The organism is Burkholderia sp. Bp8994 (assembly GCF_003853805.1).
In the GTDB taxonomy this organism is placed as follows: domain Bacteria; phylum Pseudomonadota; class Gammaproteobacteria; order Burkholderiales; family Burkholderiaceae; genus Burkholderia.
The window spans coordinates 103,681-127,254 of the sequence record NZ_QTQH01000016.1 but is presented as its reverse complement, the minus strand read 5'-3'; the positions used below and the strand labels follow the sequence as shown (position 1 = coordinate 127,254).

General features: G+C 64.7%; 25 protein-coding genes and 1 tRNA gene. 13 read left to right on the top strand and 13 right to left on the bottom strand.

The window, feature by feature from the left end; translation table 11 throughout:
• Positions 1-53: 53 nt before the first annotated feature.
• The 4 genes from DIE04_RS19145 to DIE04_RS19135 are packed head-to-tail and all read right to left on the bottom strand — an operon-like array spanning position 54 to position 1,091.
• Positions 54-275, bottom strand: coding sequence for a hypothetical protein (locus tag DIE04_RS19145; RefSeq protein WP_124573178.1), 222 nt, complete (start codon positions 273-275; stop codon positions 54-56).
• Positions 268-444 carry a hypothetical protein gene (locus DIE04_RS29805; RefSeq protein ID WP_185500379.1) on the bottom strand — a complete coding sequence of 59 codons (177 nt, stop codon included), beginning with the start codon at positions 442-444 and terminating at the stop codon, positions 268-270. Before DIE04_RS29805 ends, DIE04_RS19145 begins: the two co-directional genes overlap by 8 nt.
• Positions 437-751, bottom strand: a complete 315-nt coding sequence (locus DIE04_RS19140; protein ID WP_124573176.1) for a hypothetical protein — start codon at positions 749-751, stop codon at positions 437-439. The genes DIE04_RS29805 and DIE04_RS19140 overlap by 8 nt, the downstream gene beginning before the upstream one ends.
• On the bottom strand, positions 744-1,091 hold the full coding sequence (locus DIE04_RS19135) for a hypothetical protein (protein ID WP_124573174.1): 348 nt from the start codon (positions 1,089-1,091) through the stop codon (positions 744-746). The genes DIE04_RS19140 and DIE04_RS19135 overlap by 8 nt, the downstream gene beginning before the upstream one ends.
• Before the next feature lie 336 nt (positions 1,092-1,427).
• On the opposite strand from DIE04_RS19135, the gene DIE04_RS19130 reads away from it, so the two are divergent.
• The 3 genes from DIE04_RS19130 to DIE04_RS19120 are packed head-to-tail and all read left to right on the top strand — an operon-like array spanning position 1,428 to position 2,498.
• On the top strand, positions 1,428-1,952 hold the full coding sequence (locus DIE04_RS19130) for an excisionase (protein WP_124573172.1): 525 nt from the start codon (positions 1,428-1,430) through the stop codon (positions 1,950-1,952).
• Positions 1,953-1,995: 43 nt separating this feature from the next.
• Positions 1,996-2,223, top strand: a complete 228-nt coding sequence (locus DIE04_RS19125; RefSeq protein WP_124573251.1) for an AlpA family transcriptional regulator — start codon at positions 1,996-1,998, stop codon at positions 2,221-2,223.
• Entirely contained in the window at positions 2,220-2,498 is a 279-nt protein-coding gene (locus tag DIE04_RS19120; RefSeq protein WP_124573170.1) for a pyocin activator PrtN family protein, read from the top strand. Before DIE04_RS19125 ends, DIE04_RS19120 begins: the two co-directional genes overlap by 4 nt.
• Before the next feature lie 820 nt (positions 2,499-3,318).
• Here the strand turns inward: DIE04_RS19120 and DIE04_RS19115 are convergent.
• Positions 3,319-4,008 carry an SOS response-associated peptidase family protein gene (locus DIE04_RS19115; RefSeq protein WP_124573169.1) on the bottom strand — a complete coding sequence of 230 codons (690 nt, stop codon included), beginning with the start codon at positions 4,006-4,008 and terminating at the stop codon, positions 3,319-3,321.
• A gap of 55 nt (positions 4,009-4,063) precedes the next feature.
• On the opposite strand from DIE04_RS19115, the gene DIE04_RS19110 reads away from it, so the two are divergent.
• Positions 4,064-4,555, top strand: coding sequence for a hypothetical protein (locus tag DIE04_RS19110; protein ID WP_124573167.1), 492 nt, complete (start codon positions 4,064-4,066; stop codon positions 4,553-4,555).
• Between the two features lie 1,155 nt (positions 4,556-5,710).
• On the opposite strand, the gene DIE04_RS19105 is transcribed toward DIE04_RS19110, so the two are convergent.
• The 3 genes from DIE04_RS19105 to DIE04_RS19095 form a co-directional block, all read right to left on the bottom strand.
• Positions 5,711-5,971: a hypothetical protein gene (locus DIE04_RS19105; RefSeq protein ID WP_124573165.1), complete on the bottom strand. Its 261-nt coding sequence runs from the start codon at positions 5,969-5,971 to the stop codon at positions 5,711-5,713.
• A 129-nt stretch (positions 5,972-6,100) separates the two neighbouring features.
• Positions 6,101-7,309 (bottom strand): phage integrase central domain-containing protein, encoded by a 1,209-nt coding sequence (locus DIE04_RS19100; RefSeq protein ID WP_124573163.1) that lies wholly within the window; start codon positions 7,307-7,309, stop codon positions 6,101-6,103.
• A gap of 174 nt (positions 7,310-7,483) precedes the next feature.
• Positions 7,484-7,570 (bottom strand) — tRNA-Leu (locus DIE04_RS19095).
• A 245-nt stretch (positions 7,571-7,815) separates the two neighbouring features.
• Between DIE04_RS19095 and hpnD the strand changes: the two genes are divergently transcribed.
• Entirely contained in the window at positions 7,816-8,649 is an 834-nt protein-coding gene (gene hpnD, locus DIE04_RS19090; RefSeq protein ID WP_124520051.1) for a presqualene diphosphate synthase HpnD, read from the top strand.
• A gap of 24 nt (positions 8,650-8,673) precedes the next feature.
• Here the strand turns inward: hpnD and DIE04_RS19085 are convergent, their stop codons facing one another.
• From DIE04_RS19085 to DIE04_RS19075, 3 genes are all read right to left on the bottom strand, one after another.
• Positions 8,674-9,894, bottom strand: a complete 1,221-nt coding sequence (locus DIE04_RS19085) for a DUF1501 domain-containing protein (protein ID WP_124486224.1) — start codon at positions 9,892-9,894, stop codon at positions 8,674-8,676.
• A 76-nt stretch (positions 9,895-9,970) separates the two neighbouring features.
• Complete coding sequence (locus tag DIE04_RS19080) at positions 9,971-11,476, bottom strand: DUF1800 family protein (protein WP_124520049.1); 1,506 nt, start codon at positions 11,474-11,476, stop codon at positions 9,971-9,973.
• 120 nt (positions 11,477-11,596) lie between these two features.
• Positions 11,597-11,875, bottom strand: a complete 279-nt coding sequence (locus DIE04_RS19075; protein WP_124486222.1) for a hypothetical protein — start codon at positions 11,873-11,875, stop codon at positions 11,597-11,599.
• Positions 11,876-12,133: 258 nt separating this feature from the next.
• On the opposite strand from DIE04_RS19075, the gene ompR reads away from it, so the two are divergent.
• The 4 genes from ompR to DIE04_RS19055 all read left to right on the top strand — a co-directional run bounded on the left by ompR (position 12,134) and on the right by DIE04_RS19055 (position 15,612).
• Positions 12,134-12,868, top strand: a complete 735-nt coding sequence (gene ompR / locus DIE04_RS19070) for a two-component system response regulator OmpR (RefSeq protein WP_004192636.1) — start codon at positions 12,134-12,136, stop codon at positions 12,866-12,868.
• Positions 12,869-12,908: 40 nt separating this feature from the next.
• Positions 12,909-14,270, top strand: coding sequence for an ATP-binding protein (locus DIE04_RS19065; protein WP_044843721.1), 1,362 nt, complete (start codon positions 12,909-12,911; stop codon positions 14,268-14,270).
• Between the two features lie 189 nt (positions 14,271-14,459).
• Positions 14,460-15,008, top strand: coding sequence for a peroxiredoxin (locus DIE04_RS19060; RefSeq protein ID WP_006478563.1), 549 nt, complete (start codon positions 14,460-14,462; stop codon positions 15,006-15,008).
• A gap of 76 nt (positions 15,009-15,084) precedes the next feature.
• Positions 15,085-15,612 carry a carboxymuconolactone decarboxylase family protein gene (locus DIE04_RS19055; protein WP_124520047.1) on the top strand — a complete coding sequence of 176 codons (528 nt, stop codon included), beginning with the start codon at positions 15,085-15,087 and terminating at the stop codon, positions 15,610-15,612.
• Positions 15,613-15,750: 138 nt separating this feature from the next.
• Here the strand turns inward: DIE04_RS19055 and ispF are convergent, their stop codons facing one another.
• Positions 15,751-16,236: a 2-C-methyl-D-erythritol 2,4-cyclodiphosphate synthase gene (gene ispF / locus DIE04_RS19050; RefSeq protein ID WP_044843723.1), complete on the bottom strand. Its 486-nt coding sequence runs from the start codon at positions 16,234-16,236 to the stop codon at positions 15,751-15,753.
• Positions 16,237-16,265: 29 nt separating this feature from the next.
• Positions 16,266-16,976 carry a 2-C-methyl-D-erythritol 4-phosphate cytidylyltransferase gene (gene ispD, locus DIE04_RS19045; RefSeq protein WP_124486221.1) on the bottom strand — a complete coding sequence of 237 codons (711 nt, stop codon included), beginning with the start codon at positions 16,974-16,976 and terminating at the stop codon, positions 16,266-16,268.
• Positions 16,977-17,084: 108 nt separating this feature from the next.
• Here ispD and mfd point away from each other — a divergent pair, with 108 nt between their 5' ends.
• The 4 genes from mfd to DIE04_RS19025 all read left to right on the top strand — a co-directional run bounded on the left by mfd (position 17,085) and on the right by DIE04_RS19025 (position 23,563).
• On the top strand, positions 17,085-20,555 hold the full coding sequence (gene mfd, locus DIE04_RS19040; RefSeq protein WP_124486220.1) for a transcription-repair coupling factor: 3,471 nt from the start codon (positions 17,085-17,087) through the stop codon (positions 20,553-20,555).
• 96 nt (positions 20,556-20,651) lie between these two features.
• The gene (gene argE, locus DIE04_RS19035) at positions 20,652-21,872 is read left to right on the top strand and encodes an acetylornithine deacetylase (protein ID WP_124520045.1); all 1,221 of its coding nucleotides are present in this window, start codon (positions 20,652-20,654) and stop codon (positions 21,870-21,872) included.
• A gap of 67 nt (positions 21,873-21,939) precedes the next feature.
• Complete coding sequence (locus DIE04_RS19030) at positions 21,940-22,959, top strand: threonine/serine dehydratase (RefSeq protein ID WP_044843727.1); 1,020 nt, start codon at positions 21,940-21,942, stop codon at positions 22,957-22,959.
• 184 nt (positions 22,960-23,143) lie between these two features.
• Entirely contained in the window at positions 23,144-23,563 is a 420-nt protein-coding gene (locus DIE04_RS19025) for a DUF3574 domain-containing protein (RefSeq protein WP_124486314.1), read from the top strand.
• The last annotated feature ends 11 nt before the right edge of the window (positions 23,564-23,574 follow it).

Below are 23,574 nucleotides of genomic sequence, written 5' to 3'. Positions count from 1 at the left end.
GTCCTCCTTTGCCTCGCACCGCGGTCATCACAGACCGCAAAGACGAATCAGCATCATTCGTATGCCGGGAATATCTCCTTCGCCGCTCTGGACGCCCATATGAGGTGATACGCAAGTTTATCGAGCGATGCCTTGATCTCCTCGTACGTCGGCTTGCTGGCCGCGCGGAAATCAATGTCATCGATGACATCCGCCAACGGGGCACCCTGAATGGGTTTCTCACGGCGTCGACCTTTCCGAAGTTGGCGCGTCGGCATGTGGATGATCTCAGCCATGCCCCACCTCCGTCGACGAATTGAGTTGAGCAAGACCTACAATCGCTTCCCGTTGGATGATCGCAGCCGCGTACGAGATACGCTCGAGCTTCGTCCGCACGTCAACTTCATCCACGCAAATCCTTAGGATCACCGCCGCGGCGGCTTCGATGGTCACGATGTCAGTCATGGCGATCCTCCCGAGTACCATGCGCCTCGGCCCGGCCCGTGTACCCCGCGTCTTCGACGAAGTCATATATAAAATCGCTCAGGCATTCGACTGCACCAGCCAAGTTTTGCTTTGTCCAGTTGTCCAAGCTGGCGATCTCTATCCCGTCATCGTCATCGCTGATCGAGTTGTGAAGAATGCGACCGATCGCGGCGATAGCCCGGGACGCACGTGCTATCTCGTTTATTGTGCCGGTCCTTACCCGAATGAACTCCGGTTCGTCGACAGCGACCCAGCGATCTGCAGTCAGAGATGGACGCTTATCCATGATTAACTCCCGCGTTGGCAGCCGCGCGGTATGCGGCGAGGATGCGGGTTTTGCGCGCGTCGTCGATCTCATCGACAAAATTGCTCCCAACCTCTTCTGCGCACACGTTGACGAAGTTCATCAAATCGGAGGCGAGATATTCCATCAAGCCTAGCGATTCCATGATGACGAGCGGGTTACGCCAAAACTCCTGCGACTCCATCGCACGAAGCGTAGACGTGATCGTTGCATTGATCTGCCCGAGTTGCGTCTGGCACATCGAATCGATCGACTCGATCTGATCGAGGAGTTGGCGGATGTCGGTGGATTGCTCAGGACGAGCGGATGCATTGGAAGACATTATGGCTCCTTCGTTTGAGGAACCTGCCCTGTCCGTCGCCAAACGGAGTGGTGGGCAGGCATACAGCGAGGTTGGCGAACCGGAACGAAGGAACCGGCAGACCCGAAGGTCTCCCCACTGCAGCCCGCCCATAGAGGATGGATGCAATGATACAACGGACGAAAAAATACCGCCTAGGGCGGCGGTTTTGTCCGCCTTCGTCTCGGGTCGCCAAACCCGATCGCTGTTGTTTCAGCGATGTAACCAGAGTAGCCCCGAGAAAACCCTCGGTCAAGGGGAATTTTGTAAACTGTTCGCCACGGTGAGAACATATGGTCAACAGCTTGGGAAGCGCCAATGACGCAGCAAGAAGATGATCGATGGATGCCTCTGAAAGACGCCGCGAGCATCATGAACCGCAGCCTGTCTCGGATCAGAAGTCAGATGCTAAATGGTCGACTTCAGCGTGGCCGACACTTTCGCCGAATAGGCGACGGTGAGTTCGAGCTGAACGTTACCGAGTACCTGCGATGGTTGGAGGAGGAAAAGGAAACTCGTAAGCTGCCTCTATTCGAGAGAGTCGCTCGCGACATTGAGAACGGTCGAGGAAGAGTTCAAGCAGCGCTCGACAGTGCTCCGAAGACCCGGCCACCGACGTCAGCGGCAACGAAACATAAGCCGAAGCTGATACCGCTGCAAGTCTGGGCGGAACAAACGTTTGGCGAGTACGCGCCCCATCGCAACACGCTGCTAAGCTGGGTGAAAAACGGGAAGATCTGCCCCTTCCCGAAGAAGGTCGGGCGCCGGTATTTTGTGACTCCCGAGGCTGAGTACATCGACCCGGTCGCCCAGAAGATTCAAAGGATGATCGATGGCCACTAATACCATGTCCATAGCAAAGAAGGTCCCGCCAGCAATCGTCACAATGAAACCGATCTTCTTGAACGTTCATCAAGTGGCCGAGGCAACATCCTTGTCCAAGGCCATCATCCAAAAACTGGTCGCATCGAAGGAGTTCCCGGCCCCTCGCGCCATTTCGAAGAAACGCGTCGGCTGGCTGGTCAGGGAACTTGAGGAGTGGGCTGAGGCACGACCGATCTCCGAGATGTTGCCGCCAGGCGCACAACCGTCCATTGCCCCCTCAGTGCCATGAACACGGTGTTCATACTCATGGCACAGTACGGCGCCACCGCTATTGTCCCGATCGAAACTGTCTGCAAAGACTACTTCCCACACCTTAGCCGGGAGGTCCTCATTCGCAAAATCAATCGAGGAGACATCAAGATACCGGTCGTTCGAATGGAGCATTCGCAGAAGACTACGCTAGGCGTACACATCATGGATCTAGCGGCCTACATCGACAAGCAGCGCGCCGCAGCTATCAAGGAGTACGAGACATTCCACGGGAGGAAGTGGATCGCTGAATAGCTAGTGTGCTCGCAGCCGCGGGAGCTTACTAACGAGATCATAGACAAACAAGTGACAAGAAAACGCGATCTCGTGAAAATCGTCGGCCGAGAACGTTACCCGTTCACCGACGGCATACGCTCGTTCTCGCGCCACCCTTCCGGCGAAGACTTCGACGTGCTCGCGATCGTCACCAGTCTCAATCCTTGCACCGACTTCCAGTTCAACCTCCTCCGTCTCGCGATAGTAGAAGAGTCTCAGTCGCGGAAGGCTTAGCACCAACGATCCGGAACGGTCTATGTCCTGCGCGCCGACAACCCCAGCTCGATGTTCCAAGCAATTGCGCACTTTCTGAAGCGATTCAAACTCTGAAGAAAAACTTAGCGGTTCTGTCAGTGCCGCACTTACAGCGGCAATCAATGCAGGAAACGGCTCCCGCTGAGCCCACCGCCGCGTTCGCGCTACTTCGCTCACTAATTCATCGACTGTAGTCGGCCTTTGTAGTAATTCGACTATCCGCGTATAACGGTACGCCTCCTCAAGCGTCTCCCGGATGCCTCGTGCTAGTTCGGTAAATCCCTTCGAAAGGATCCAGTTCTCGTATAACCGGCGTCGCTCCTCCGCAGACTCCGGGCCGGAACCCATGTCATATGATATAGCCCCACCTGCTATAGGTGGAGGCGTGGACAAATCGCTCTGCTCCATTGCGTTGAAGGCGAAGCGCACAATTTCGCTGACGTCCCTCGCCGCCAACAAGCCAGGCCGCCCGACCCCGTCGGGATTCAGCGTGACATGTATTGCTTCCCCGTCACTCATCGTTTGCATTTCCCTTTTGATATATCTACGTACCTTCATTCATTGCCGATGGCTCGGCGGCCATCTCGTCAGCCGGGTAAAGCTGCAGCATCGCACGCGCCGCCTCGACGTTTGACGTCGTCAGCCACTCCTCCCAATCGTCGGGCCGCAGGATCACGACCGACCGTTTTTCCTCTCCCGGCCGGTGCATATGCTTCATGATCGGGTGCTCGTCGGCGTTCACCGTGATCATCGCCATGGTGTGATGCTCGGCGCCATCCGGATACTGCAGCGTCCGCCAGATGCCGGCGACGCACAAGGGTCGCCAGCCGGTGAGACCAATCCTGTAGCGGACGTGCTTGCCGGTCTCCCAATTCGGTTCGTAGATCCATTTGGCGGGGATGAGGCATCGCTTGCCGGCGCGCCATGACGGTCCATACAAGGGGGATTTGCCGAGGTTGTCGTCGCGCACATTCATCGTGCTGCGGATGATCGGCGGCTTGCGGCCCTGCTCCTTCGCCTTCTCGACGTTCGCCTTCTGTAGCGCCCGCGGCCAAAAGCCGAAGCCTGCGATCAGCGGTTTGAACTGTCCGTCGATGCTCGCGACGATAGGCGCGTCATAGTCCTGGTAGATCTCCGGCTTCCAGGGCGTCCAGCGGTACAGGTCGACGAAGCTGTCGATCCGCAGCTCACTGAGGCCCGGATCCTCGCCCGGCGCCACGTAGTTCGTGCACATCGCCCGTCTCCCCCAATTTCGGTCTTGACCACGGTAGCTTATCTCGAAATATACTGTGTTTTTATACAGCATTTATGCCGTGATCAAGCCACAGTGGGCCTACATTTGGGAGTACGGATTCCAGGGCGACAAGAACCGCCTGAGGACCCCGATCGAGCTCACGAAACGTGAATTTGAGTTTTGGCTCGACAAGGATCCAAGGTCGAGTGCCCTAGTCACATCCATGCCAATCGAAGCGACCAGGATCGACCGCAACCGCGTCCCGCTCACAGATCCGCGGTTCAAGCTGCGGCCGGCGGTGCCGGAATTTGACGCGCCGACCGAGGACGAACTGCGCGCGCTATGGCGCCAGTACACCGACCTTCAGGTGCGATGGCTGATCCTCGAGATCCGCGCGCTCAGGAAGTCACTCGAGCGCATCGAGGAGTGGTACGACTATACCGATACGAACGTCGCGAACAAAGGCGATCTTGCTGGCGCACAGGGACAGTTGCACCGCCTGATGCATCTGCTGCGCGAGGAGATGCAGCGGGCGGGGATGCGATAGCGATTGGAGCCCGATAACGTCTCGCCGTACAGGTACTGGAGGAATATTGCTCCTTGTTCAGAAATCGGTGATCTCGTATGAAACCCGAGGTTCGCGCCTTCCGCTTCCGAACTGCTTTGTTTGCCATTCGAGCACATGTGTGGCCTCATCGAGCTCATTTCGAAATCGAATCCACGGTCTGCCATAGGCACCTCCGCATTCCATGTTCGATGTTGGGATCGGACATCTATCGATCTCGACTAGGGCCTCTCGAACTAGTCGCTTGACCTTAATGAAATACTCCATCGCCTCCATGGTAGGAATGCTTGACAACGGGATTGCCTCAAGTTCGCTTAGGATTTCTGACATAGTCTGTTTCTGCCAAACCCTCATCTTGGGGGTCTCATCAAAATCTTCCCGAGAGCGCGTGCTTCCTATACCCTCAGCACGATCTTTTGCACCTCTCGCAAGCATTGAAGTGACCCGGAGTACTCGCCAAGCGCCTGTGCGCTCATCTCGTCGGCGACGCCTCTGTTCGAGAGAATGCTGACAGAAGACCACGCCAAATGCTCCCACGATCGCCGCAGTCGACGCAGCAGCTTGTGAAAAAGACAACCAGTCCCCGAGGTGCCAACTCATGCGTTGGTTTCCTATTCGATCAAGTGAATTGTGAAATTTCGCACCGCGGCGATCGTAGCACTGATTGGAGCCAGTTCGCATAGAGCGATTGGCACTAGGACTGGTCGTTGGGGGAGCACAAAATGAAAAGCCCCGTTCGGGGCGGGGCCATTTCGAGCGCGAATACGGAGAGCAGGTCTTCCAGAGCGATTGAATGGGCGGGGGAACAACCACTGAAACATTGCCGGCGATCACGCACAGGGCATCACGAAATCCGACGAAGCAAGAAATCTCAGCGCTTAGCGTGCTTCAAAGCCCTCTTTTTCGCGGTCTTTCCTGTGCGCAACTTTTTGGCGAAGCCCTTTCGAGCGGACTCGAGCTTCATCTTGCCCAAGCCGGTTGCTCTCATAGAAATGCGTGTGCGACCCGAACCTTGCTCTCCCTTCGTTACCATCTCGCGCTCAACGCGCCCTACAGCGTTTATAGCAGCCACAAGGGGAGCAAAGTACAGCCGCGGCGTCTCCTTTACCGCGTCAACAAATACTTTCACCGCTTGCCTCATTTTTGCATCTCCTTGTAGGCGGCTTTCACTGCACTATAGACGAAGAATATCAGGGAGAGTCCGTCAGCACCGAGTAGCACATACTCTAACCCCGTGAGAGCGGTTACAAGGAATCCGTCTGCCCCCCACATCTCAAGAAGGTGGATGAACTTCTCGAGGAGAAACGATAAAAGGGCCAGAATTACGAAAATTACTGCGCCTGCGGTGGCGTGGCCGGCAAAAGCCATGACCGCCTTTACTTGTGAATTTTCTGCCATACGTGTGGTCTTCGATTGTTAGGATGATGCACGTATCAAGTCGTCTCCCCACCATTACATCAACTTGCGACGCTATGGCAGATTTTCGGCGTGATTGTACGCTTCCGAGGTGCCATCTGGCTCGCCCGATCAAAGCTGAGCCGCGATCTGTTCTGACGTCTCGCGGCAGTGATGCCCCTCGAGATAGTCGCCCCACCACTGCATCATCTTCCGGCGCTCGGGCAGGTACTCGGCGTGGTTGTAAGCCGCCCGAACGCCGTCGCGCTCGCTGTGAGCCAGCTGGCGCTCGATCCAGTCCCGGTTGAAGTTGTGCTCGTTGAGGATGGTCGACGCGAGGCCGCGAAAGCCGTGCCCCGTCATCCGTGAGTGGTAGCCCATCCGGTACAGCGCGTACAAGATCGTGTTCTCGCTCATCGGCTTCTTGGAGCTTGACCGGCTCGGGAACAGAAACTGACCTTGGCCGTTCAACTCCCGCAGTTTCGCGATCACCTCGAGCGCCTGCTTCGACAGCGGCACGATGTGGGGCGTGCGCATCTTCATCTTCTCGGGCGGGATGCGCCACTCCTTCTTCTTCTCGTCGATCTCTGTCCACTCAGCGAACCGGAGCTCGCTCGTACGGACGAACGTCAACGCCATGAAATGCAGCGCCAGGCGCGTCTGAAAGTCGCCGTCGTACGCGCTGATCTTCTGCATGAGCTCCGGCAGCTCGGCTTCGCTCACGCGCCTCATGTGCACGACGGTACGGGTCTTCAGCGCGCCGCGGAGATCCGGGACTGGGTCGCGCTCCGCCCGGCCGGTGGCAATCGCGTACCGAAAGATCTGACTCGTTGCCTGGATCGCCTTGTGCGCTAGTTCGATCGCGTCGCGCGCTTCAATCTTTCGAATCACTGCGAGCAACTCGGGCGCTGTGATCTCGGCGATCGGCCGTGCGCCGAGCACCGGAAACAGTTCGCGCTCGAGCAGCTTCATGATCCGGTCAGCGTGACGCTCGCTCCAAGCGCCCTTCTTCTGCTCATGCCACTCCCGTGCGATCGGCTCGAACGAGTTCGCGCGGTCCAGGCTGCGCTGAGCCTTCACGCGCTTCTTTTCGTGTGAGGGATCGAGGCCGCCACGGAGCTGTTCTTTGATCTCGTCGCGGGCCTTCCGAGCAGCCAGCAAGGTGACAGCCGGATAGACCCCTAGGGCCATCCGTTTCTCCTTGCCGTCGATGCGATACTTCAGTCGCCAGTATTTCGAGCCGGTCGGCATGACCTCGAGGTACATGCCTTGGCCGTCGGCAAGCTTGTAGGATTTTTCGCGGGGCTTGGCCGCACGAACAGCGACATCGGTAAGGGGCATTTTGAGCGCGGGGGCATTTCGATGCCCCTGATCGGAGAAAACTGCCCCCTACGATGCCCCCGGGTTCCGTGGGTGTCAATGGGAAACGCTGGGCAACGCTGGCAACAAAAAACCCCGTAAGTGCTTGACTGACGGGGCTTTTTGGCCAAACATGGGATTGCTTGGGAGTATATGTGGTGCGTGAGGCCGGACTCGAACCGGCACACCCTTGCGGGCGTCAGGACCTAAACCTGGTGCGTCTACCAATTTCGCCACTCACGCGCATTCCTGTCGCCTGACCGCGCGGCACGCAAGAAGCGTGCTCCACGCGCCCGGGCGTCATGCCGGCCCGAAAACCCGAAAACCGGCACGCCCGATCAGGCGAGCGCGAGATTCTACCCGATCCGCGCAGCATTGTCTCGCCCCGCCGGCGCCCGTCGGACAGCGGTGCTAGAATGCCGCGCTCGACGTGCCGGCCACGCGCCGGCACGCGCCCCCCCGAACCCGCCTCCGCCACGACCCCACCCGTGAACTTCGACGACTACTGTCAGCAAAAGGCCGCCCCCGCGGGCTCCAGCGTCTACTACGCGCTGCGCCAGGCGCCGCTCGCCGCCGCACCGCGCCTGACGGCCCTGTTCGCGCTGCGCCGCGAACTCGAGGAAACCGTCAAGGAAACCAGCGATCCGACCGTCGGACACACGAAACTCGCGTGGTGGCACAAGGAACTCGCGGCGCTCGCCGCCGGCGAACCGTCGCACCCGGTCACGAAGGCGCTCGCGCAGCACCACCCGGCGATCGGCGCAGAAACCAACGCGCTGCGCACGCTCGTCAACGGTTACGGGATGGATCTGGAACAGGCGCGTTACCTGGATTTCGCGAACCTGCAGCGCTACATCGCGCAGGTCGGCGGCACCTTTGCGTCGCTGGTCGCGCGCGCAAGCGCCGCGAATCCGGCCGAACCGCAACCGTGGGCCGCGCAGGCCGGCCACGCGCTGATGCTCGCGCAATTCGTGCAGGAACTCGGCAACGATGCGCGCCACGGCCGCATCTATCTGCCGATCGACGAACTGCAACGCTACAACGTGACCGCCGCCGACCTGCTGAATCGCCGCTACAGCCCGGCCTTCAGCGAGCTGCTGCAGTTTCAGACGGCCCGCGCGCGCGAAGCGCTCGCCGCCGCCGACGCGGCGATCCCCGCGTCCGAACGCCGCGCGCAACGCACGCTGCGTGCGCAGATCGCACTGGCCGGCGCGCTGCTCGACGAAATCGAGCGCGACGGCTACCAGGTGCTGCACCAGCGTATCGCGCTGACGCCGATCCGCAAGCTGTGGATCGCGTGGCGCGCCGCACGCGGCCGCTGATCCGCCCCGTCACGCACGACCGCCTCACACCTTCAGCAGCGGCAGCGTCTCGAAGCGCTGCTGCAGCACGTGCGTCGCATCGAGCCCCCACCACGGCCCGAGCACGGTCGCATAGAGCTGGCGGAAATCGACGGCGACCGGCAGGTTGCCGTTGCCGTCGAGATGCCCGAGTGCCGGCGTCGCGCCGTACAGCCCGCCGGCCACGCGGCCGCCCATCACGAAATGCGGCGCGGCGGTACCGTGATCGGTGCCGTTGCTCTGGTTCTCGCGCACGCGCCGCCCGAATTCCGCATACGTCATCACGAGCGTCTGGTTCCAGCGCCCGAGCTCGACCAGCGCGCCGCGCATCGCACTCATCCCTTCCGCGAACTGCCTGAGCAGCGCCGCCTGCTGCCCCGGCTGGTTCTGGTGCGTATCGAAACCGTTGAGCGTGAGCCGCAGCACCGCGACGCCGTCCTGCGCGCCGGGCCCGGACGCCTCGCATGCCGCGAGCACCTGCATCGCGGTCTTCACCGAGGTCCCGAACGTACCGGCCGGAAAGGCCGTCCTGAACTCGCGCATCCCGCCGCGCGGGCGCAGCCGGTCGGCCGCCTTCACGATGTCGTTCTCGACCTCGATGATGTGCGCGAGCGCCGGGTTCCGTTCGCGCAGCGACGACGGTTCGGCCAACCGCGCCGCGCGGATGAACTGCGCGGGATTGACGAGCGCGATCGCGCGCGCGCCGTTCGCGAGCGGTCCCATCTCCGCACTGCCGAGCACGACGCCGTCCGCCGCGAAGCCGGGCGGCACCGGCGCCTGCGCGAACGTGCGCGTGAGCCAGCCTTCGTGCAGGTACTGGTCCGAGCGCGACGCGGTGTCCCAGATCTCGATCGAGCGGAAATGCGACAGGTTCGGCTGCGGATAACCGACGCCCTGCACGATCGCGACCTGTCCGTCGCGCCACAGCGGCATCAACGGCGCGAGCGACGGGTGCAGCCCCGTCTGCGCGTCGAGCTGCAGCACCTGGTCGCGCTTGATGCCGATGCTGCGGCGGAACTGGTAGTAGAGCGGATCCGCATAGGGCACCACCGTGTTGAGGCCGTCGTTGCCGCCCTTCAGTTCGACGAGGATCAGCACGTTCGCATAACCGGTCGCCGGCTGGCGCCTGACCGCGACCATCGATGCCGCCTGCGCGGGCGGCTGCCACAACGACACGCCCGCCGCGGCCGCGGCGCCCGTCAGCGTCAGAAAATCACGTCGGTTCATCGTGCATCCTTCGGCTCGCCGTGCGGCATGGCCACCGCGGCAGCGTGCCTGTTCGTCGTCGTTTCGGTCGTTTCAGTCATTTCAGTTGATAGGCCGGATCCATCAGTAGCGCCTCGAGATACGCGCTGCCGGTCGAGTCCGTATCGATCGCCGCGACCGGCGACACCGGCAGCACCGCATGCTGCAGCTGGAGCTCGGTCGACAATCCCGCAATCGCCTGCGGCCGCGCACGATACTGCGCGAGCCAGCGTTCGAGGTCGAATCGCAGGCCGCCGCGCGCGAGTTTGACCAGCGCGCCGCGCATGCCGGCAACCGACGCGGCGTCCGCAACCGGTATCGCCTGCGCCCGCGCATTCGGCGACGGCGGCGCCATCGCATGCGCGGGCGAGCGCATGCCGGCCGTCTCGGTCGCGCGGAACAACTGCTCGACGAACTGCTTGCGCGCCAGCAGCGTGGTGCTGTTGATCCACATCGCGCCGCCCGGCCAGCCCTTCACGTTCGGCGGATAGAACAGGTTCTGCCCGAGCGTGCGCACGGTGTTCGCGAGCGTCTGCGGATCGCCGTACGCGACGTCGAACAGCCGCACCGACCCGACGACGAACTCGGCCGGCGACTTCACGAGCACGCCGCGATTGCGCGGATCCCAGAACGCGTCGGTCGACCAGAGCGCGGCGAGCGCCGCGCGTATGTCGTAGCCGCTGGCGCGAAACCGCTCGGCCACGGCATCGAGCGCGCCGGCGTCGGGCGTATCGGACACGAATTCGTGCCACAGCTTGCCGGCGATGAAGCTTGCCGTCTCGGGCCGCTTCAACAGGATGTCGAGAAACCCGTCGCCGTCGAACGCGCCGGTCTCGCCGAGGATCGTCTTGTCGCCCGCGTCGTGCCAGTCGGGCCGCACCTCGAAGCGCAGCGTATCGGGATCGACGCTCCAGCCGGTCATCGCGCGCGCGGCTTCGGTCACGTCCCGCTGCGAGTAATGCCCTTCGCCGAGCGTGAACAGCTCCATCACCTCGCGCGCGAAATTCTCGTTCGGGCGGCCCTTGCGGTTGCTCGCGCCGTCGAGATACTGGAGCATCGCCGGATCCTTCGCGACCGCATGCAGCAGCGTGCCGAAGTTGCCGAGCGCCTCGCGCCGAAACAATGCATTCTGCGCGGCCATCGTCTGCGGATACGGGACCTTGTCCTGCCCGGACGTGAAGTGCCCGTGCCAGAACAGCGTCATGCGCTCGGTGAGCGGCGACGGCGTGACGATCATCTCGTTGACCCAGGCGGCGCGCAGCGCATCGTAGCGGACATTGCGCTCGCGCTGCTCGTCGCGGCGCATGTCGGGCGTCAGCGCCTGACGCTGCGCGCGCGTCGGCGGCAGCTCGGCGATCCAGTCGGGCCACGTCGTCACGGGCTCGCGCCGCACGCTGTCGAGCGTGTCGGCCACGACCTGCGCGCGCGTCATGCCGACGACGCGCGCGACGTCGGCGGGCGCGGGAGAGAACCCGGTGCGGCTGAGGAAAAACAGTGCGTCGTCGGCATCGAGCGGCGACTGCATGGCAGGCGACGGCGCCGGGGCGGCAGCGTTCGCTTTCATCGTCGTGGACTCCCGGAGCGCACCGGCGGTGCGGATGCCGGTTCAACGGCGGCACGCATCCGAAAGTTGACCGAAAAATTGCTACGGAATCTTTCCGCGCCGTGCGAACGCGCGTGCGTGTCAGCGCTTGTACAGCTCGCGAACGGCGTCCTCGATGTGCTGGCGCAGCAGGTGGCGCTCCTCGGGCGTCATGTGCCCGTCGCGACGGTGCTGATCGAGATCGGGAGGCACGGCGGAACGGACCGCCGTGTCGGCGGCGCGGTCGGGCTGCGGCGCTTTGCCGCGCGGCAGCTTGCGCGACGAGGCGCCCTGCTCGGGGCGCTGCGCATACGCGAAGTTCGACGCATATGGACCGGCAAGTGCGATCGTCAGCATCAGTGCAATCCGGGCAGATCGCATGACCGTCCTCGCTTCTTTGGTCGATTTGTTCCCTTCGTCACGCGGCAACCGGTTACCTCTGGTACTTGAAAAACCCTGCGGAATTCGGGTGTACAAAGATGAAAGATGGAGTGCAGGGGAGTATCTACCGAATTTCAGCTTCGAGTAAAGGAATCTCTATAGCCTGCCTTTACTCCGCGCGACACTACGGGTAAATTTTGTAACGGACTGTAACGCGCGAAAATACGCGACCGTGCGTGATTTCCCATTCGCGATAAGATGCCGCTCATGGAAACGAAAAACCCCTCCAAGATTCTCGTCGTCGACGACGACCCGCGCCTGCGCGATCTGCTGCGCCGCTATCTCGGCGAGCAGGGTTTCAACGTGTACGTCGCGGAGAACGCGACCGCGATGAACAAGCTCTGGGTGCGCGAGCGCTTCGACCTGCTGGTGCTCGACCTGATGCTGCCGGGTGAAGACGGCCTGTCGATCTGCCGCCGCCTGCGCGGCAGCAACGACCGCACGCCGATCATCATGCTCACCGCGAAGGGCGAGGACGTCGACCGCATCGTCGGCCTCGAGATGGGCGCCGACGACTACCTGCCGAAACCGTTCAACCCGCGCGAACTCGTCGCGCGCATTCACGCGGTGCTGCGCCGCCAGGCGCCGGCCGAACTGCCTGGCGCACCGTCGGAAACCACCGAGGTGTTCGAGTTCGGCGAGTTCTCGCTGAACCTCGCGACGCGCACGCTGACGAAGTCGGGCCAGGAAATTCCGCTGACGACCGGCGAATTCTCGGTGCTGAAGGTGTTCGCGCGCCATCCGCGCCAGCCGCTGTCGCGCGAAAAGCTGATGGAGCTCGCGCGCGGCCGTGAATACGAAGTGTTCGACCGCAGCCTCGACGTGCAGATCTCGCGCCTGCGCAAGCTGATCGAACCGGATCCGGGCAGCCCGCGTTTCATCCAGACCGTCTGGGGCCTCGGCTACGTGTTCATTCCGGACGGCGCCGCCTGATCTTTTCTCTTTCCGGTTTCGCCCGTCCACGGCCCGTCCCATGCGTATCGACCGGCGCCTCCTGCAGCTCGCGTTCGGCGGGCTGTTCTGGCGCACCTTCCTGCTGATCGCGCTGCTGATCTCGGTCAGTCTCGCCGCGTGGTTCCAGAGCTTTCGCGTGATCGAGCGCGAGCCGCGCGCGCAGCGCGTCGCGCTCCAGCTCGTCGCGATCGTGAAGCTCACGCGCACCGCCCTGCTCTATTCCGATCCCGATCTGCGGCGCGCGCTGCTGCAGGATCTCGAGAGCAACGAGGGCGTGCGCGTGTACCCGCGCGAAAAGACCGACAAGTTCAAGCTGCAGCCCGACGAATCGCTGAACCGCCTGATCGAACACGACATCCGCAGCCGGCTCGGCGACGATACCGTGATCGCGCAGTCGGTCAACGACATCCCGGGCGTGTGGATCAGCTTCAAGATCGACGACGACGATTACTGGGTCGCGCTCGACCGCGACCAGCTCGACAGCGTCACGGGCCTGCAGTGGGCCGGCTGGGGCCTGTTCGCGCTCGCGCTGTCGCTGTTCGGCTCGGCGTTCATCACGAGCCTCGTGAACCGGCCGTTCTCGCGGCTCGCGCTCGCCGCGCGGCAGATCGGCTCGGGCCAGACGCCCGAGCTGCTGCCCGAGCGCGGGATGGGCGTCGCGGCCGACACCAACCGCAGCTTCAACCAGATGGTGCGCGACCTCGAACAGCTCGAGGCCGACCGCGCGCTGATGCTCGCGGGCATCTCGCACGACCTGCGCACGCCGCTCGCGCGGCTGCGGCTCGAGACCGAGATGAGCCCGTCCGACCAGGCGACCAAGGACGCGATGGTCGACGACATCGAGCAGATGGACCGCATCATCGCGGCCTTCATCGACTACGCGCGTCCGACCCAGCGCAAGCCGGAGCCGGTCGACCTGTCGTCGATCGCGCACGAAGTCGCCGCGCGCGTGTCGGGCGAGGACGGCGTCGAGATCCGCACGCGGCTCGCGCCGACCGCCGTGATCGAAGCCGACGAGACCGACATGCGCCGCGTGATCGGCAACCTCGTCGAGAACGCGCGCAAATACGGCCAGAGCCGCGACGACGGTGTGTCGCGCATCACGCTCGAGACGCGCGTGACGCACGCGCGCGTCGAGCTGTCGGTGAGCGACGAGGGCCCGGGCATCCCCGAGGACCAGTTGCCGCTCGTGATGCGGCCGTTCTACCGCGTCGACACGGCGCGCACCAAGGCGGACGGCACGGGGCTCGGCATGGCGATCGTGCTGCGCCTCGTCGGCCGCTATCGCGGCGCGCTGCGCCTGCGCAACCGCAGCCCCGAAGCGGGCCTCGAAGTCACGCTCGAATTCCCCGGCGCCGGCAAGGCGCGTGCGACGGCGTGACGCGTTCGCGCACGCTTCTTGCGCGTCACACTATCGGCGCGGTTGAAAAAAACTATGGGAATCGTTAGCCAAAAACTATTGAAGCGATTTATTAATAGTGTTATAGTCGTGCCCATGCTGTCACATCAACGTTGCAGCACCGAGGTAGCTTGACTCAGTCTTCTTCCCAACTCACACAGGAGTATCCGCATGAAAACCGTGGGCGATAAACTCGAAGCATTCACCGTCGTAGCCGCGAAGCCGGGCTTCAACAATCACGAGGAAAACGGCCAGTCGGCGTTCGAGACCGTCACCGAAGCGTCGTTCCCGGGCAAGTGGAAGATCATCTACTTCTATCCGAAGGATTTCACGTTCGTGTGCCCGACGGAAATCGTCGAGTTCGCGAAGCTGACGAAGCAGTTCGAAGAGCGCGATGCCGTCCTGCTCGGCGGCAGCTCGGACAACGAATTCGTGAAGCTCGCATGGCGCCGTGAGCACAAGGACCTCGACAAGCTGAACCACTACTCGTTCGGCGACGTCAAGGGCGAGCTGATCGACCAGCTCGGCGTGCGCGACAAGGAAGCCGGCGTGGCCCTGCGTGCAACGTTCATCGTCGATCCGGACAACACGATCCAGCACGTTTCGGTGAACAACCTGAACGTCGGCCGTAGCCCGGAAGAAGTCCTGCGCATTCTGGACGGCCTGCAAACGGACGAACTGTGCCCGTGCAACCGTGCAGTCGGCGGCGCAACGCTGTAAGCGCATCGATGCACGAAGCCCGCGGCGCACGTCCTGCCTGCGGGCTTTTTTAACGGCCAACCCATAGGAGATATCAATGGAATTCATCGATTCGATTAAGGCACGTATCCCCGACTACGCGAAGGACATTCGCCTGAACCTCGACGGCACGATCTCGCGCTCGTCGCTCGAAGGCACCGATGCAGTCGGCGTCGCGCTGGCGGCGGCGGTCGCGGCGAAGAGTACCGTGCTCGTGAAGACGATCCGCGAAGCCGGCGTGCTGTCGCCCGAAGAGACGAACGCCGTGCTGACGGCGGCCGCGCTGATGGGGATGAACAACACCTGGTATCCGTATGTCGAGATGGCCGACGATGCCGACCTGAAGACGCAGCGCGCCGAGCTGCGGATGGGCGCGTATGCGTCGCACGGCGGCGTCGACAAGCGCCGCTTCGAGATGTACGCGCTCGCCGCGTCGATCGTCGGCAAGTGCCACTTCTGCGTGAAGTCGCACTACGCGCTGCTGAAGAACGAGCAAGGGATGTCGACGACGCAGCTGCGCGACGTCGGCCGCATCGCGTCGGTGATCAACGCCGCCGCGCAGGTGATCGCCGCCGAAGGCGAATAAGCAGCCACGCGAACGGCAGCGCGATACGGCGGTCAAGCGCGCCGGATCGCGCCGCAAAACGAAAATGCCACGCAAGCGCGTGGCATTTTTCATTCCGGCGGCGCAACCTGCGCGCCGCTTCGGACCGGCGTCGGGCGCTCACGCGCCCTGCTTCACCAGCAGCGCGGCGGCCTGCGCCTCGATGCCCTCGCCGCGGCCGAGGTAGCCGAGCTTCTCGTTGGTCTTCGCCTTCACGTTCACGCGCTCGAGCGGCAGGCCGAGATCGGCCGCGAGGTTCGCGCGCATCCCGTCGATGTGCGGCGCGAGCTTCGGCGCCTGCGCGATCACCGTGCTGTCGACGTTCTGGATCGTGAAGCCGGCCGCCTTCACGCGGGCGACGCATTCGCGCAGCAGCACGCGGCTGTCCGCGCCCTTGAACGCCGCGTCGGTGTCGGAGAAATGGCGGCCGATGTCGCCGAGCGCCGCCGCGCCGAACAGCGCGTCGGTGATCGCGTGCAGCAGCACGTCCGCGTCCGAATGGCCGAGCAGGCCGCGCTCGTACGGAATCGTCACGCCGCCGATGATGAGGGGGCGCCCCGGGACGAGCTGGTGCACGTCGTAGCCTTGTCCGATTCTGAAGTCCATGCGTAATCCGGTTTGAGATGAGGTGAAAGTCAGGAAGCGTTCGCGGGGCGCGCGAGGATCGCTTCCGCGAGCGCGAAATCTTCCGGGTACGTGACCTTGAAGTTGCGCAGGCTGCCCTGCACGACGCGCGGCGTATGGCCGGCCCATTCGATCGCGCTGGCCTCGTCGGTCAGGTCGTGCCCTTCGCGCTGCGCGCGCAGGATCGCGTCGCGCAGCATGCCGATGCGGAACATCTGCGGCGTCTGCGCCTGCCACAGCGCGTCGCGCGACTCGGTGCGCGCGATCGCGTCGCCGCCGGCCGGCACGCGCTTGAGCGTATCGGCCACCGGCAGCGCGACGATGCCGCCGACCGGGTCGTCCTTCAGCGTCGCGACCAGCGTGCGGATCAGCGCCGGCGTGATGCCAGGGCGCGCGGCGTCGTGCACGAGCACCCAGTCCTGCTCGGTCGCGCCGAATTCGGCCAGCTCGAGCAGCCCGTTGAGCACCGACGCCTGCCGCGAGCCGCCGCCGCAGCGGCGCACCGCGAAGCGCAGGCCCGCGAAGCGGCGCGCATCGAAGTGCGTGTCGTCGGGCGCGAGGACGACGAGCGTCTGCGCGAATTCGCTGCACGCGTCGAACGCGGCGAGCGTGTAATGCAGGAGCGCGCGGCCGGCCAGCGTGCGGTATTGCTTCGGCACGGCCGAGCCGGAACGGCTGCCCGTGCCGGCGCAAGGAATCAGGGCGAAAAGTCGGGGAGTCACGAAGGGGAAACGCCGGAAAGATGAAATCGAGAAGCGGATTTTATAATAGGTCTTTCGTCTCGACCGGCGCGCCGCGTCGCGCCCGTGCCCGCCACCCCTGCCGTCCCTATGCCAGACAACGCTTCCACCCCGTTCGCCTCGCCCGTCGCCCGCGTCAAGCCGGGCCAGCGGTTCGCCTTCGACGGCGCGCACGGCTCCGCCGACGCACTCGCCATCGCCCGCTATCTCGCCGACAACCGCGACGCGGTCCCGCTCCTTGCGGTGATCTGCGCGAACGCGGTCGACGCGCAGCGGCTGTCGCAGGAACTCCGCTACTTCTCGCCGGAGGCGCGCGTGCGCCTGCTGCCGGACTGGGAAACGCTGCCGTACGACACGTTCTCGCCGCACCAGGATCTCGTCTCCGAGCGGCTCGCGACGCTGCACGACCTCGGCGAGGGCCGCTGCGACATCCTGCTGGTGCCCGCGACCACCGCGCTGTACCGGATGCCGCCCGCGTCGTTCATGGCCGCGTACACGTTCGCGTTCGCGCAGGGCGAGCGGCTCGACGAGGCGAAGCTGAAGGCGCAGCTCACGCTGGCCGGCTACGAGCACGTGAGCCAGGTCGTGCGGCCCGGCGAATACTGCGTGCGCGGCTCGCTGATCGACCTGTACCCGATGGGCTCGCCGCTGCCGTACCGGATCGACCTGTTCGACGACCAGGTCGACTCGATCCGCGCGTTCGATCCCGATACGCAGCGCAGCCTCTATCCGGTGCGCGACGTGCGCCTCCTGCCCGGCCGCGAGTTTCCGTTCGACGAAGCGGCGCGCACGGCCTTCCGCAGCCGCTGGCGCGAGACCTTCGAAGGCGACCCGAGCCGCGCGCCGATCTACAAGGACATCGGCAACGGCGTGCCGTCGGCCGGCATCGAGTACTACCTGCCGCTGTTCTTCGACGAGACGGCCACGCTGTTTCACTACCTGCCGCAGGATGCGCACCTCGTGTTCGCCGGCGACCTCGAAGCGTCGATCCGCCGCTTCACGGCCGATACGAAGCAGCGTCATGCGTTCCTCGCGCACGACCGCGAGCGGCCGATCCTGGAGCCGCAGCGGCTGTTCCTGTCCGACGAGGATTTCTTCGCGTTCGCGAAGCCGTTCGCGCGCGTCGTGCTGCCCGCGCAGCCGGCCGGCGGCTGGGCGACGGCCTTGCCCGAGCTCACCGTCGATCGCCACGCGGACGATCCGCTCGCCGCGCTGCGCACCTTCGTCGAAGCGTCGGGCAAGCGCGTGCTGCTGACGGTCGAATCGGCCGGCCGCCGCGAGACGATCCTGCAACTGCTCGCCGAGCATCGCCTGCGTCCGGCGTCGAACGACCACTTCGCGGGCTGGCTCGAAAGCGACGCGCCCTTCGCGCTCGGCGTCGCGCCGCTCGCGAGCGGCTTCGCGGTGCCGGGCGAAGGCTACGCGATCGTCACCGAAACCGAGCTGTACGGCGCGCTCGGCCGCCGCGCCGGGCGCCGCCGCCAGGAACAGGCGAGCAACGTCGACGCGATGGTGCGCGACCTGTCGGAGCTGAAGGTCGGCGATCCGGTCGTGCATGCGCAGCACGGCATCGGCCGCTACATGGGCCTCGTGTCGATGGATCTCGGCGAAGGCGAGACCGAATTCCTGCATCTCGAATACGCGGGCGACAGCAAGCTCTACGTGCCGGTCGCGCAGCTGCACGTGATCTCGCGCTACAGCGGCGCCGATCCCGACAGCGCGCCGCTGCACGCGCTCGGTTCGGGCCAGTGGGAGCGCGCGAAGCGCAAGGCCGCGCAGCAGATCCGCGATACGGCGGCCGAGCTGCTGAACCTGTACGCGCGCCGCGCGGCCCGCGAAGGTCACGCGTTCGCGCTCGAGCCGCGCGACTACGTGAAGTTCGCGGAAAGCTTCGGGTTCGAGGAAACGCCCGACCAGGCCGCGGCGATCGCGGCCGTGATCGGCGACATGACGAGCGGCAAGCCGATGGACCGCCTCGTGTGCGGCGACGTCGGCTTCGGCAAGACCGAGGTCGCGCTGCGCGCCGCATTCATCGCGGTGATGGGCGGCAAGCAGGTCGCGCTGCTGTCGCCGACCACGCTGCTCGCCGAGCAGCACACGCAGACCTTCGCCGATCGCTTCGCCGACTGGCCGGTGCGCATCGTCGAGCTGTCGCGCTTCAAGACCGCGAAGGAAGTGAACGCGGCGATCGCGCAGATCAACGAAGGCAGCGTCGACATCGTGATCGGCACGCACAAGCTGCTGTCGTCGGACGTGCAGTTCAAGCGCCTCGGCCTCGTGATCATCGACGAGGAACACCGCTTCGGCGTGCGCCAGAAGGAAGCGCTGAAGGCGTTGCGCGCGGAAGTCGACGTGCTGACGCTGACCGCGACGCCGATCCCGCGCACGCTCGGGATGGCGCTCGAGGGCTTGCGCGATTTCTCGGTGATCGCGACCGCGCCGCAGAAGCGGCTCGCGATCAAGACCTTCGTGCGCCGCGAGGAGGAAAGCGTGATCCGCGAGGCGATGCTGCGCGAGCTGAAGCGCGGCGGCCAGGTGTATTTCCTGCACAACGAAGTCGAGACGATCGAGAACCGCAAGGCGATGCTCGAGGAGCTCGTGCCTGAAGCGCGGATCGTGATCGCGCACGGCCAGATGCACGAGCGCGAGCTCGAACGCGTGATGCGCGATTTCGTCGCGCAGCGCGCGAACGTGCTGCTGTGCACGACGATCATCGAGACCGGCATCGACGTGCCGAGCGCGAACACGATCATCATGCATCGCGCCGACAAGTTCGGCCTCGCGCAGCTTCACCAGTTGCGCGGCCGCGTCGGCCGTTCGCACCACCAGGCGTACGCATACCTGCTGGTCCACGACCCGCAGTCGCTGACCAAGCAGGCGCAACGCCGCCTCGAGGCGATCCAGCAGATGGAGGAACTCGGTTCGGGCTTCTATCTCGCGATGCACGACCTCGAGATCCGCGGCACCGGCGAGGTGCTCGGCGACAAGCAGTCGGGCGAGATCCACGAGATCGGCTTCCAGCTGTATACCGACATGCTGAACGACGCCGTGAAGGCGCTGAAGAACGGCAAGGAGCCCGACCTCACGGCCCCGCTCGCCGCGACGACGGAAATCAACCTGCATGCGCCCGCGATCCTGCCGGCCGACTACTGCGTGGACGTGCAGGAGCGGCTGTCGCTGTACAAGCGGCTCGCGAACTGCGAGCACGGCGACGCGATCGACGGCATCCAGGAAGAGCTGATCGACCGCTTCGGCAAGCTGCCGCCGCAGGCGCACGCGCTCGTCGAGACGCACCGGCTGCGGCTCGCCGCGAAGCCGCTCGGCATCGTCAAGATCGACGCGAGCGAGGCCGCGATCGGGCTGCAGTTCGAGCCGAACCCGCCGATCGATCCGATGCGGATCATCGAGATGGTGCAGAAGCACCGGCACATCAAGCTCGCGGGCCAGGACAAGCTGCGCATCGAGACGCGCTCGCCCGATCTCGCGATCCGCGTGTCGACGATCAAGGAAACGCTGCGCGCGCTCGCCCCGCGCGCCGACGCGGCGAGCGCGGCACGCTGACGGCACGGCCGCGATGCTGCACCGCATCGCGGCCGGCGAAGGCGGGCCGGCGCGTTTTTGAGTATGATTTTCCCATTCCTCAGACGGAGTTTTGCCATGTCCACTCTCGACGCGCCGGCGCCGTCCGCCGCAACCCAAGGCGACGCCTCGCTCGTCAGCCTGCCCTGGATCAAGCAGCTGGTGTCGATGGACACGACGAGCCGCGTGCCGAACCTCGGCCTGATCGAAACGGTGCGCGACGCGCTCGCCGCGAAGGGCATCCAGTCGACGCTCACGCACGATCCGCGCGAAGGCTGGGCCAACCTGTTCGCGACCGTGCCCGCGCACGACGGCTCGACCGACGGCGGCATCGTGCTGTCGGGGCACACCGACGTCGTGCCGGTCGACGGCCAGCAGTGGGACAGCAACCCGTTCGAGCCGGAGTTGCGCGACGGCCGCCTGTACGGCCGCGGCACGTGCGACATGAAGGGCTTCATCGGCGCGGCGCTCGCGCTGCTGCCGGAGATGCAGGCGACGAAGCTCGCGAAGCCGATCCATTTCGCGCTGTCCTACGACGAGGAAATCGGCTGCGCGGGCGCCCCGCTGCTGATCGCCGATCTGGTCAAACGCGGCGTGAAGCCGTCCGGCTGCATCGTCGGCGAGCCGACCAGCATGCGGCCGATCATCGCGCACAAGGGCATCAACGCGTACCGCTGCTGCGTGCGCGGCCACGCGGCGCACTCGTCGCTGACGCCGAAGGGCCTGAACGCGATCGAATATGCGGCGCGCCTCATCTGCCACATCCGCGACATCGCCGAGCGCTTTCGCGCCGAAGGCCCGTTCGACGCGCTGTACGACGTGCCGTTCACGACCGCGCAGACGAGCACGATCCAGGGCGGCAACGCGATCAACACGGTCCCGGCCGAATGCCGGTTCGACTTCGAGTTCCGCAACCTGCCGACGCTCGATCCCGAACAGATCTTCGCGCGCATCGAAGCGTATGCGCGGGAAACGCTGCTGCCGCAGATGCTTCGCGAGCATCCGAACGCGGCGATCGAGTTCTCGAAGATCGCCGCGGCGCCCGGGCTCGACGCGACCGAACAGGCAGCGATCACGCAGCTGGTGCGCGCGCTGACGGCCGACCAGGACAAGCGCAAGGTCGCCTACGGCACGGAAGCCGGCCTGTTCGAGCGCGCGGGCATCCCGAGCATCGTCTGCGGGCCCGGCAACATCGAACAGGCGCACAAGCCGAACGAGTATGTCGAGCTCGCGCAGCTCGCCGCCTGCGAGCAGTTCCTGCGCAAGTTCATCCGCAGCATGTCGGTCGACGCACACTGACTGCCCCCGCCACGCCGGCCTGCGTGTGCGGGCCGGCCCCCTCCCGCCACCCGCCACCCGCCACGTCATGTCGACTGACCAACAGCGCACTGCCCATACGACGATCGACGGCGAACCGATTCCGACGCTCGACGAAATCGCCGCGCAGCATTTCGCGTTGTCGCCGTGGGTCGCGCGCACGCCCGTGTTCGAGCGTGCCGACCTGCCGTCCCTCGAGGGCACGCACGTCAACTTCAAGTTCGAGCTGCTGCAGGTGAGCGGCAGCTTCAAGGCGCGCGGTGCGTTCACGAACCTGCTGGCCCTCGACGAAGCGCGCAAGAACGCCGGCGTCACGTGCGTGTCGGCCGGCAATCACGCGGCGGCCGTCGCGTATGCGGCGATGCGGCTCGGCAGCAGCGCGAAGGTCGTGATGTTCCATACCGCGAGCCCGGCGCGCATCGCGCAGTGCAAGCAGTACCGCGCGGAAGTCGTGCTCGCCGGCAGCGCGTCGCAGGCATTCGACGTCGTGCGGCGGATCGAGGCCGAGGAAGGTCGCTTCTTCATCCATCCGTTCAATGGCTATCACACGATTCTCGGCACCGCGACGCTCGGCTACGAATGGGCGACGCAGACGCCCGATCTCGACGCGGTGATCGTGCCGATCGGCGGCGGCGGGCTCGCGGCCGGCATGGCGACCGCGCTGCGGCTCGCGAATCCGCGCGTGCACGTGTACGGCGTCGAGCCGGAAGGCGCCGACGCGATGAGCCGCAGCTTCGCGGCGAATCACACGATCCAGATGAGCGCGATGCAGACCATCGCCGACTCGCTGATGGCGCCGCACACCGAGGAGTACAGCTACCAGCTGTGCCGGCGCCACGTCGACCGCATCGTCACGGTGTCCGACGACGCGCTGCGCGCGGCGATGTTGTTCCTGTTCTCGCAACTGAAGCTGTCGGTCGAACCGGCGTGCGCGGCTGCGCTCGCGGCGCTGCTCGGCCCGCTGCGCGAAACGCTGCAGGGCAAGCGGGTCGGCGTGCTGCTGTCGGGCACGAACACCGATCCCGCGACGCTCGGCATGCATCTCGCGCACGCAAAACTGCAGCACTGAACCCGCGCACGATACTCAGGGTTATCCCCAGTTTATGTTGACAGCCCTGTTGATAACCCGCCGGACAAGCACGCAAGTGGTTGAGCGCGCAGCGTTTTACGCGCGCGAAGCGCGCCGGACGCGAAATAGGCAGATAGCGCCGCCGAACGCATGGCCCGCGGCGTGGCAACGTCGTACGCGGCAGATGATCGGCGCGGCAGCCGTCGCGCTACTTGCCGGTTGCGCGGCCCCGCCCTCGCCCGTCGTCGACGCTTCCGTTGGCTGTCTGCGGCCGGACATGCACCGGATGCTGCAGGCCGACCTGCTGTTCGGGCGCGATATCGCGGGACGCGGCCCCGTCACCGAAACGGAACGCGCGGCCTTCCTCGCCGAGGTCGTCACGCCGCGCTTTCCGGACGGTTTCACGGTCTGGGACACCCGCGGCCAATGGCGCGACCGCGCCACCGGCCGGATCATCGGCGAAGCGAGTTTCGTGGTCCGTATCGTCGCCGACGACACCGCCGATACGCACGCGCGGCTCGTGGCGATCCGGCACGCGTACCGCGAGCGCTTCCGGCAGGACTCGGTCGGCATCACGCTCGTACCGGCCTGCGCGTCGTTCTGATTCGTCCTCCC

Excerpts from the sequence above, each read along its gene's own strand:
- DIE04_RS19145 (WP_124573178.1), bottom strand. The coding sequence starts at position 275 with ATGGCTGAGATCATCCACATGCCGACGCGCCAACTTCGGAAAGGTCGA.
- DIE04_RS29805 (WP_185500379.1), bottom strand. The coding sequence starts at position 444 with ATGACTGACATCGTGACCATCGAAGCCGCCGCGGCGGTGATCCTAAGG.
- DIE04_RS19140 (WP_124573176.1), bottom strand. The coding sequence starts at position 751 with ATGGATAAGCGTCCATCTCTGACTGCAGATCGCTGGGTCGCTGTCGAC.
- DIE04_RS19135 (WP_124573174.1), bottom strand. The coding sequence starts at position 1,091 with ATGTCTTCCAATGCATCCGCTCGTCCTGAGCAATCCACCGACATCCGC.
- DIE04_RS19130 (WP_124573172.1), top strand. The coding sequence starts at position 1,428 with ATGACGCAGCAAGAAGATGATCGATGGATGCCTCTGAAAGACGCCGCG.
- DIE04_RS19125 (WP_124573251.1), top strand. The coding sequence starts at position 1,996 with ATGAAACCGATCTTCTTGAACGTTCATCAAGTGGCCGAGGCAACATCC.
- DIE04_RS19120 (WP_124573170.1), top strand. The coding sequence starts at position 2,220 with ATGAACACGGTGTTCATACTCATGGCACAGTACGGCGCCACCGCTATT.
- DIE04_RS19115 (WP_124573169.1), bottom strand. The coding sequence starts at position 4,008 with ATGTGCACGAACTACGTGGCGCCGGGCGAGGATCCGGGCCTCAGTGAG.
- DIE04_RS19105 (WP_124573165.1), bottom strand. The coding sequence starts at position 5,971 with ATGGCAGAAAATTCACAAGTAAAGGCGGTCATGGCTTTTGCCGGCCAC.
- DIE04_RS19100 (WP_124573163.1), bottom strand. The coding sequence starts at position 7,309 with ATGCCCCTTACCGATGTCGCTGTTCGTGCGGCCAAGCCCCGCGAAAAA.
- DIE04_RS19085 (WP_124486224.1), bottom strand. The coding sequence starts at position 9,894 with ATGAACCGACGTGATTTTCTGACGCTGACGGGCGCCGCGGCCGCGGCG.
- DIE04_RS19080 (WP_124520049.1), bottom strand. The coding sequence starts at position 11,476 with ATGAAAGCGAACGCTGCCGCCCCGGCGCCGTCGCCTGCCATGCAGTCG.
- DIE04_RS19075 (WP_124486222.1), bottom strand. The coding sequence starts at position 11,875 with ATGCGATCTGCCCGGATTGCACTGATGCTGACGATCGCACTTGCCGGT.
- ompR (WP_004192636.1), top strand. The coding sequence starts at position 12,134 with ATGCCGCTCATGGAAACGAAAAACCCCTCCAAGATTCTCGTCGTCGAC.
- DIE04_RS19065 (WP_044843721.1), top strand. The coding sequence starts at position 12,909 with ATGCGTATCGACCGGCGCCTCCTGCAGCTCGCGTTCGGCGGGCTGTTC.
- DIE04_RS19060 (WP_006478563.1), top strand. The coding sequence starts at position 14,460 with ATGAAAACCGTGGGCGATAAACTCGAAGCATTCACCGTCGTAGCCGCG.
- DIE04_RS19055 (WP_124520047.1), top strand. The coding sequence starts at position 15,085 with ATGGAATTCATCGATTCGATTAAGGCACGTATCCCCGACTACGCGAAG.
- ispF (WP_044843723.1), bottom strand. The coding sequence starts at position 16,236 with ATGGACTTCAGAATCGGACAAGGCTACGACGTGCACCAGCTCGTCCCG.
- mfd (WP_124486220.1), top strand. The coding sequence starts at position 17,085 with ATGCCAGACAACGCTTCCACCCCGTTCGCCTCGCCCGTCGCCCGCGTC.
- argE (WP_124520045.1), top strand. The coding sequence starts at position 20,652 with ATGTCCACTCTCGACGCGCCGGCGCCGTCCGCCGCAACCCAAGGCGAC.
- DIE04_RS19030 (WP_044843727.1), top strand. The coding sequence starts at position 21,940 with ATGTCGACTGACCAACAGCGCACTGCCCATACGACGATCGACGGCGAA.
- DIE04_RS19025 (WP_124486314.1), top strand. The coding sequence starts at position 23,144 with ATGATCGGCGCGGCAGCCGTCGCGCTACTTGCCGGTTGCGCGGCCCCG.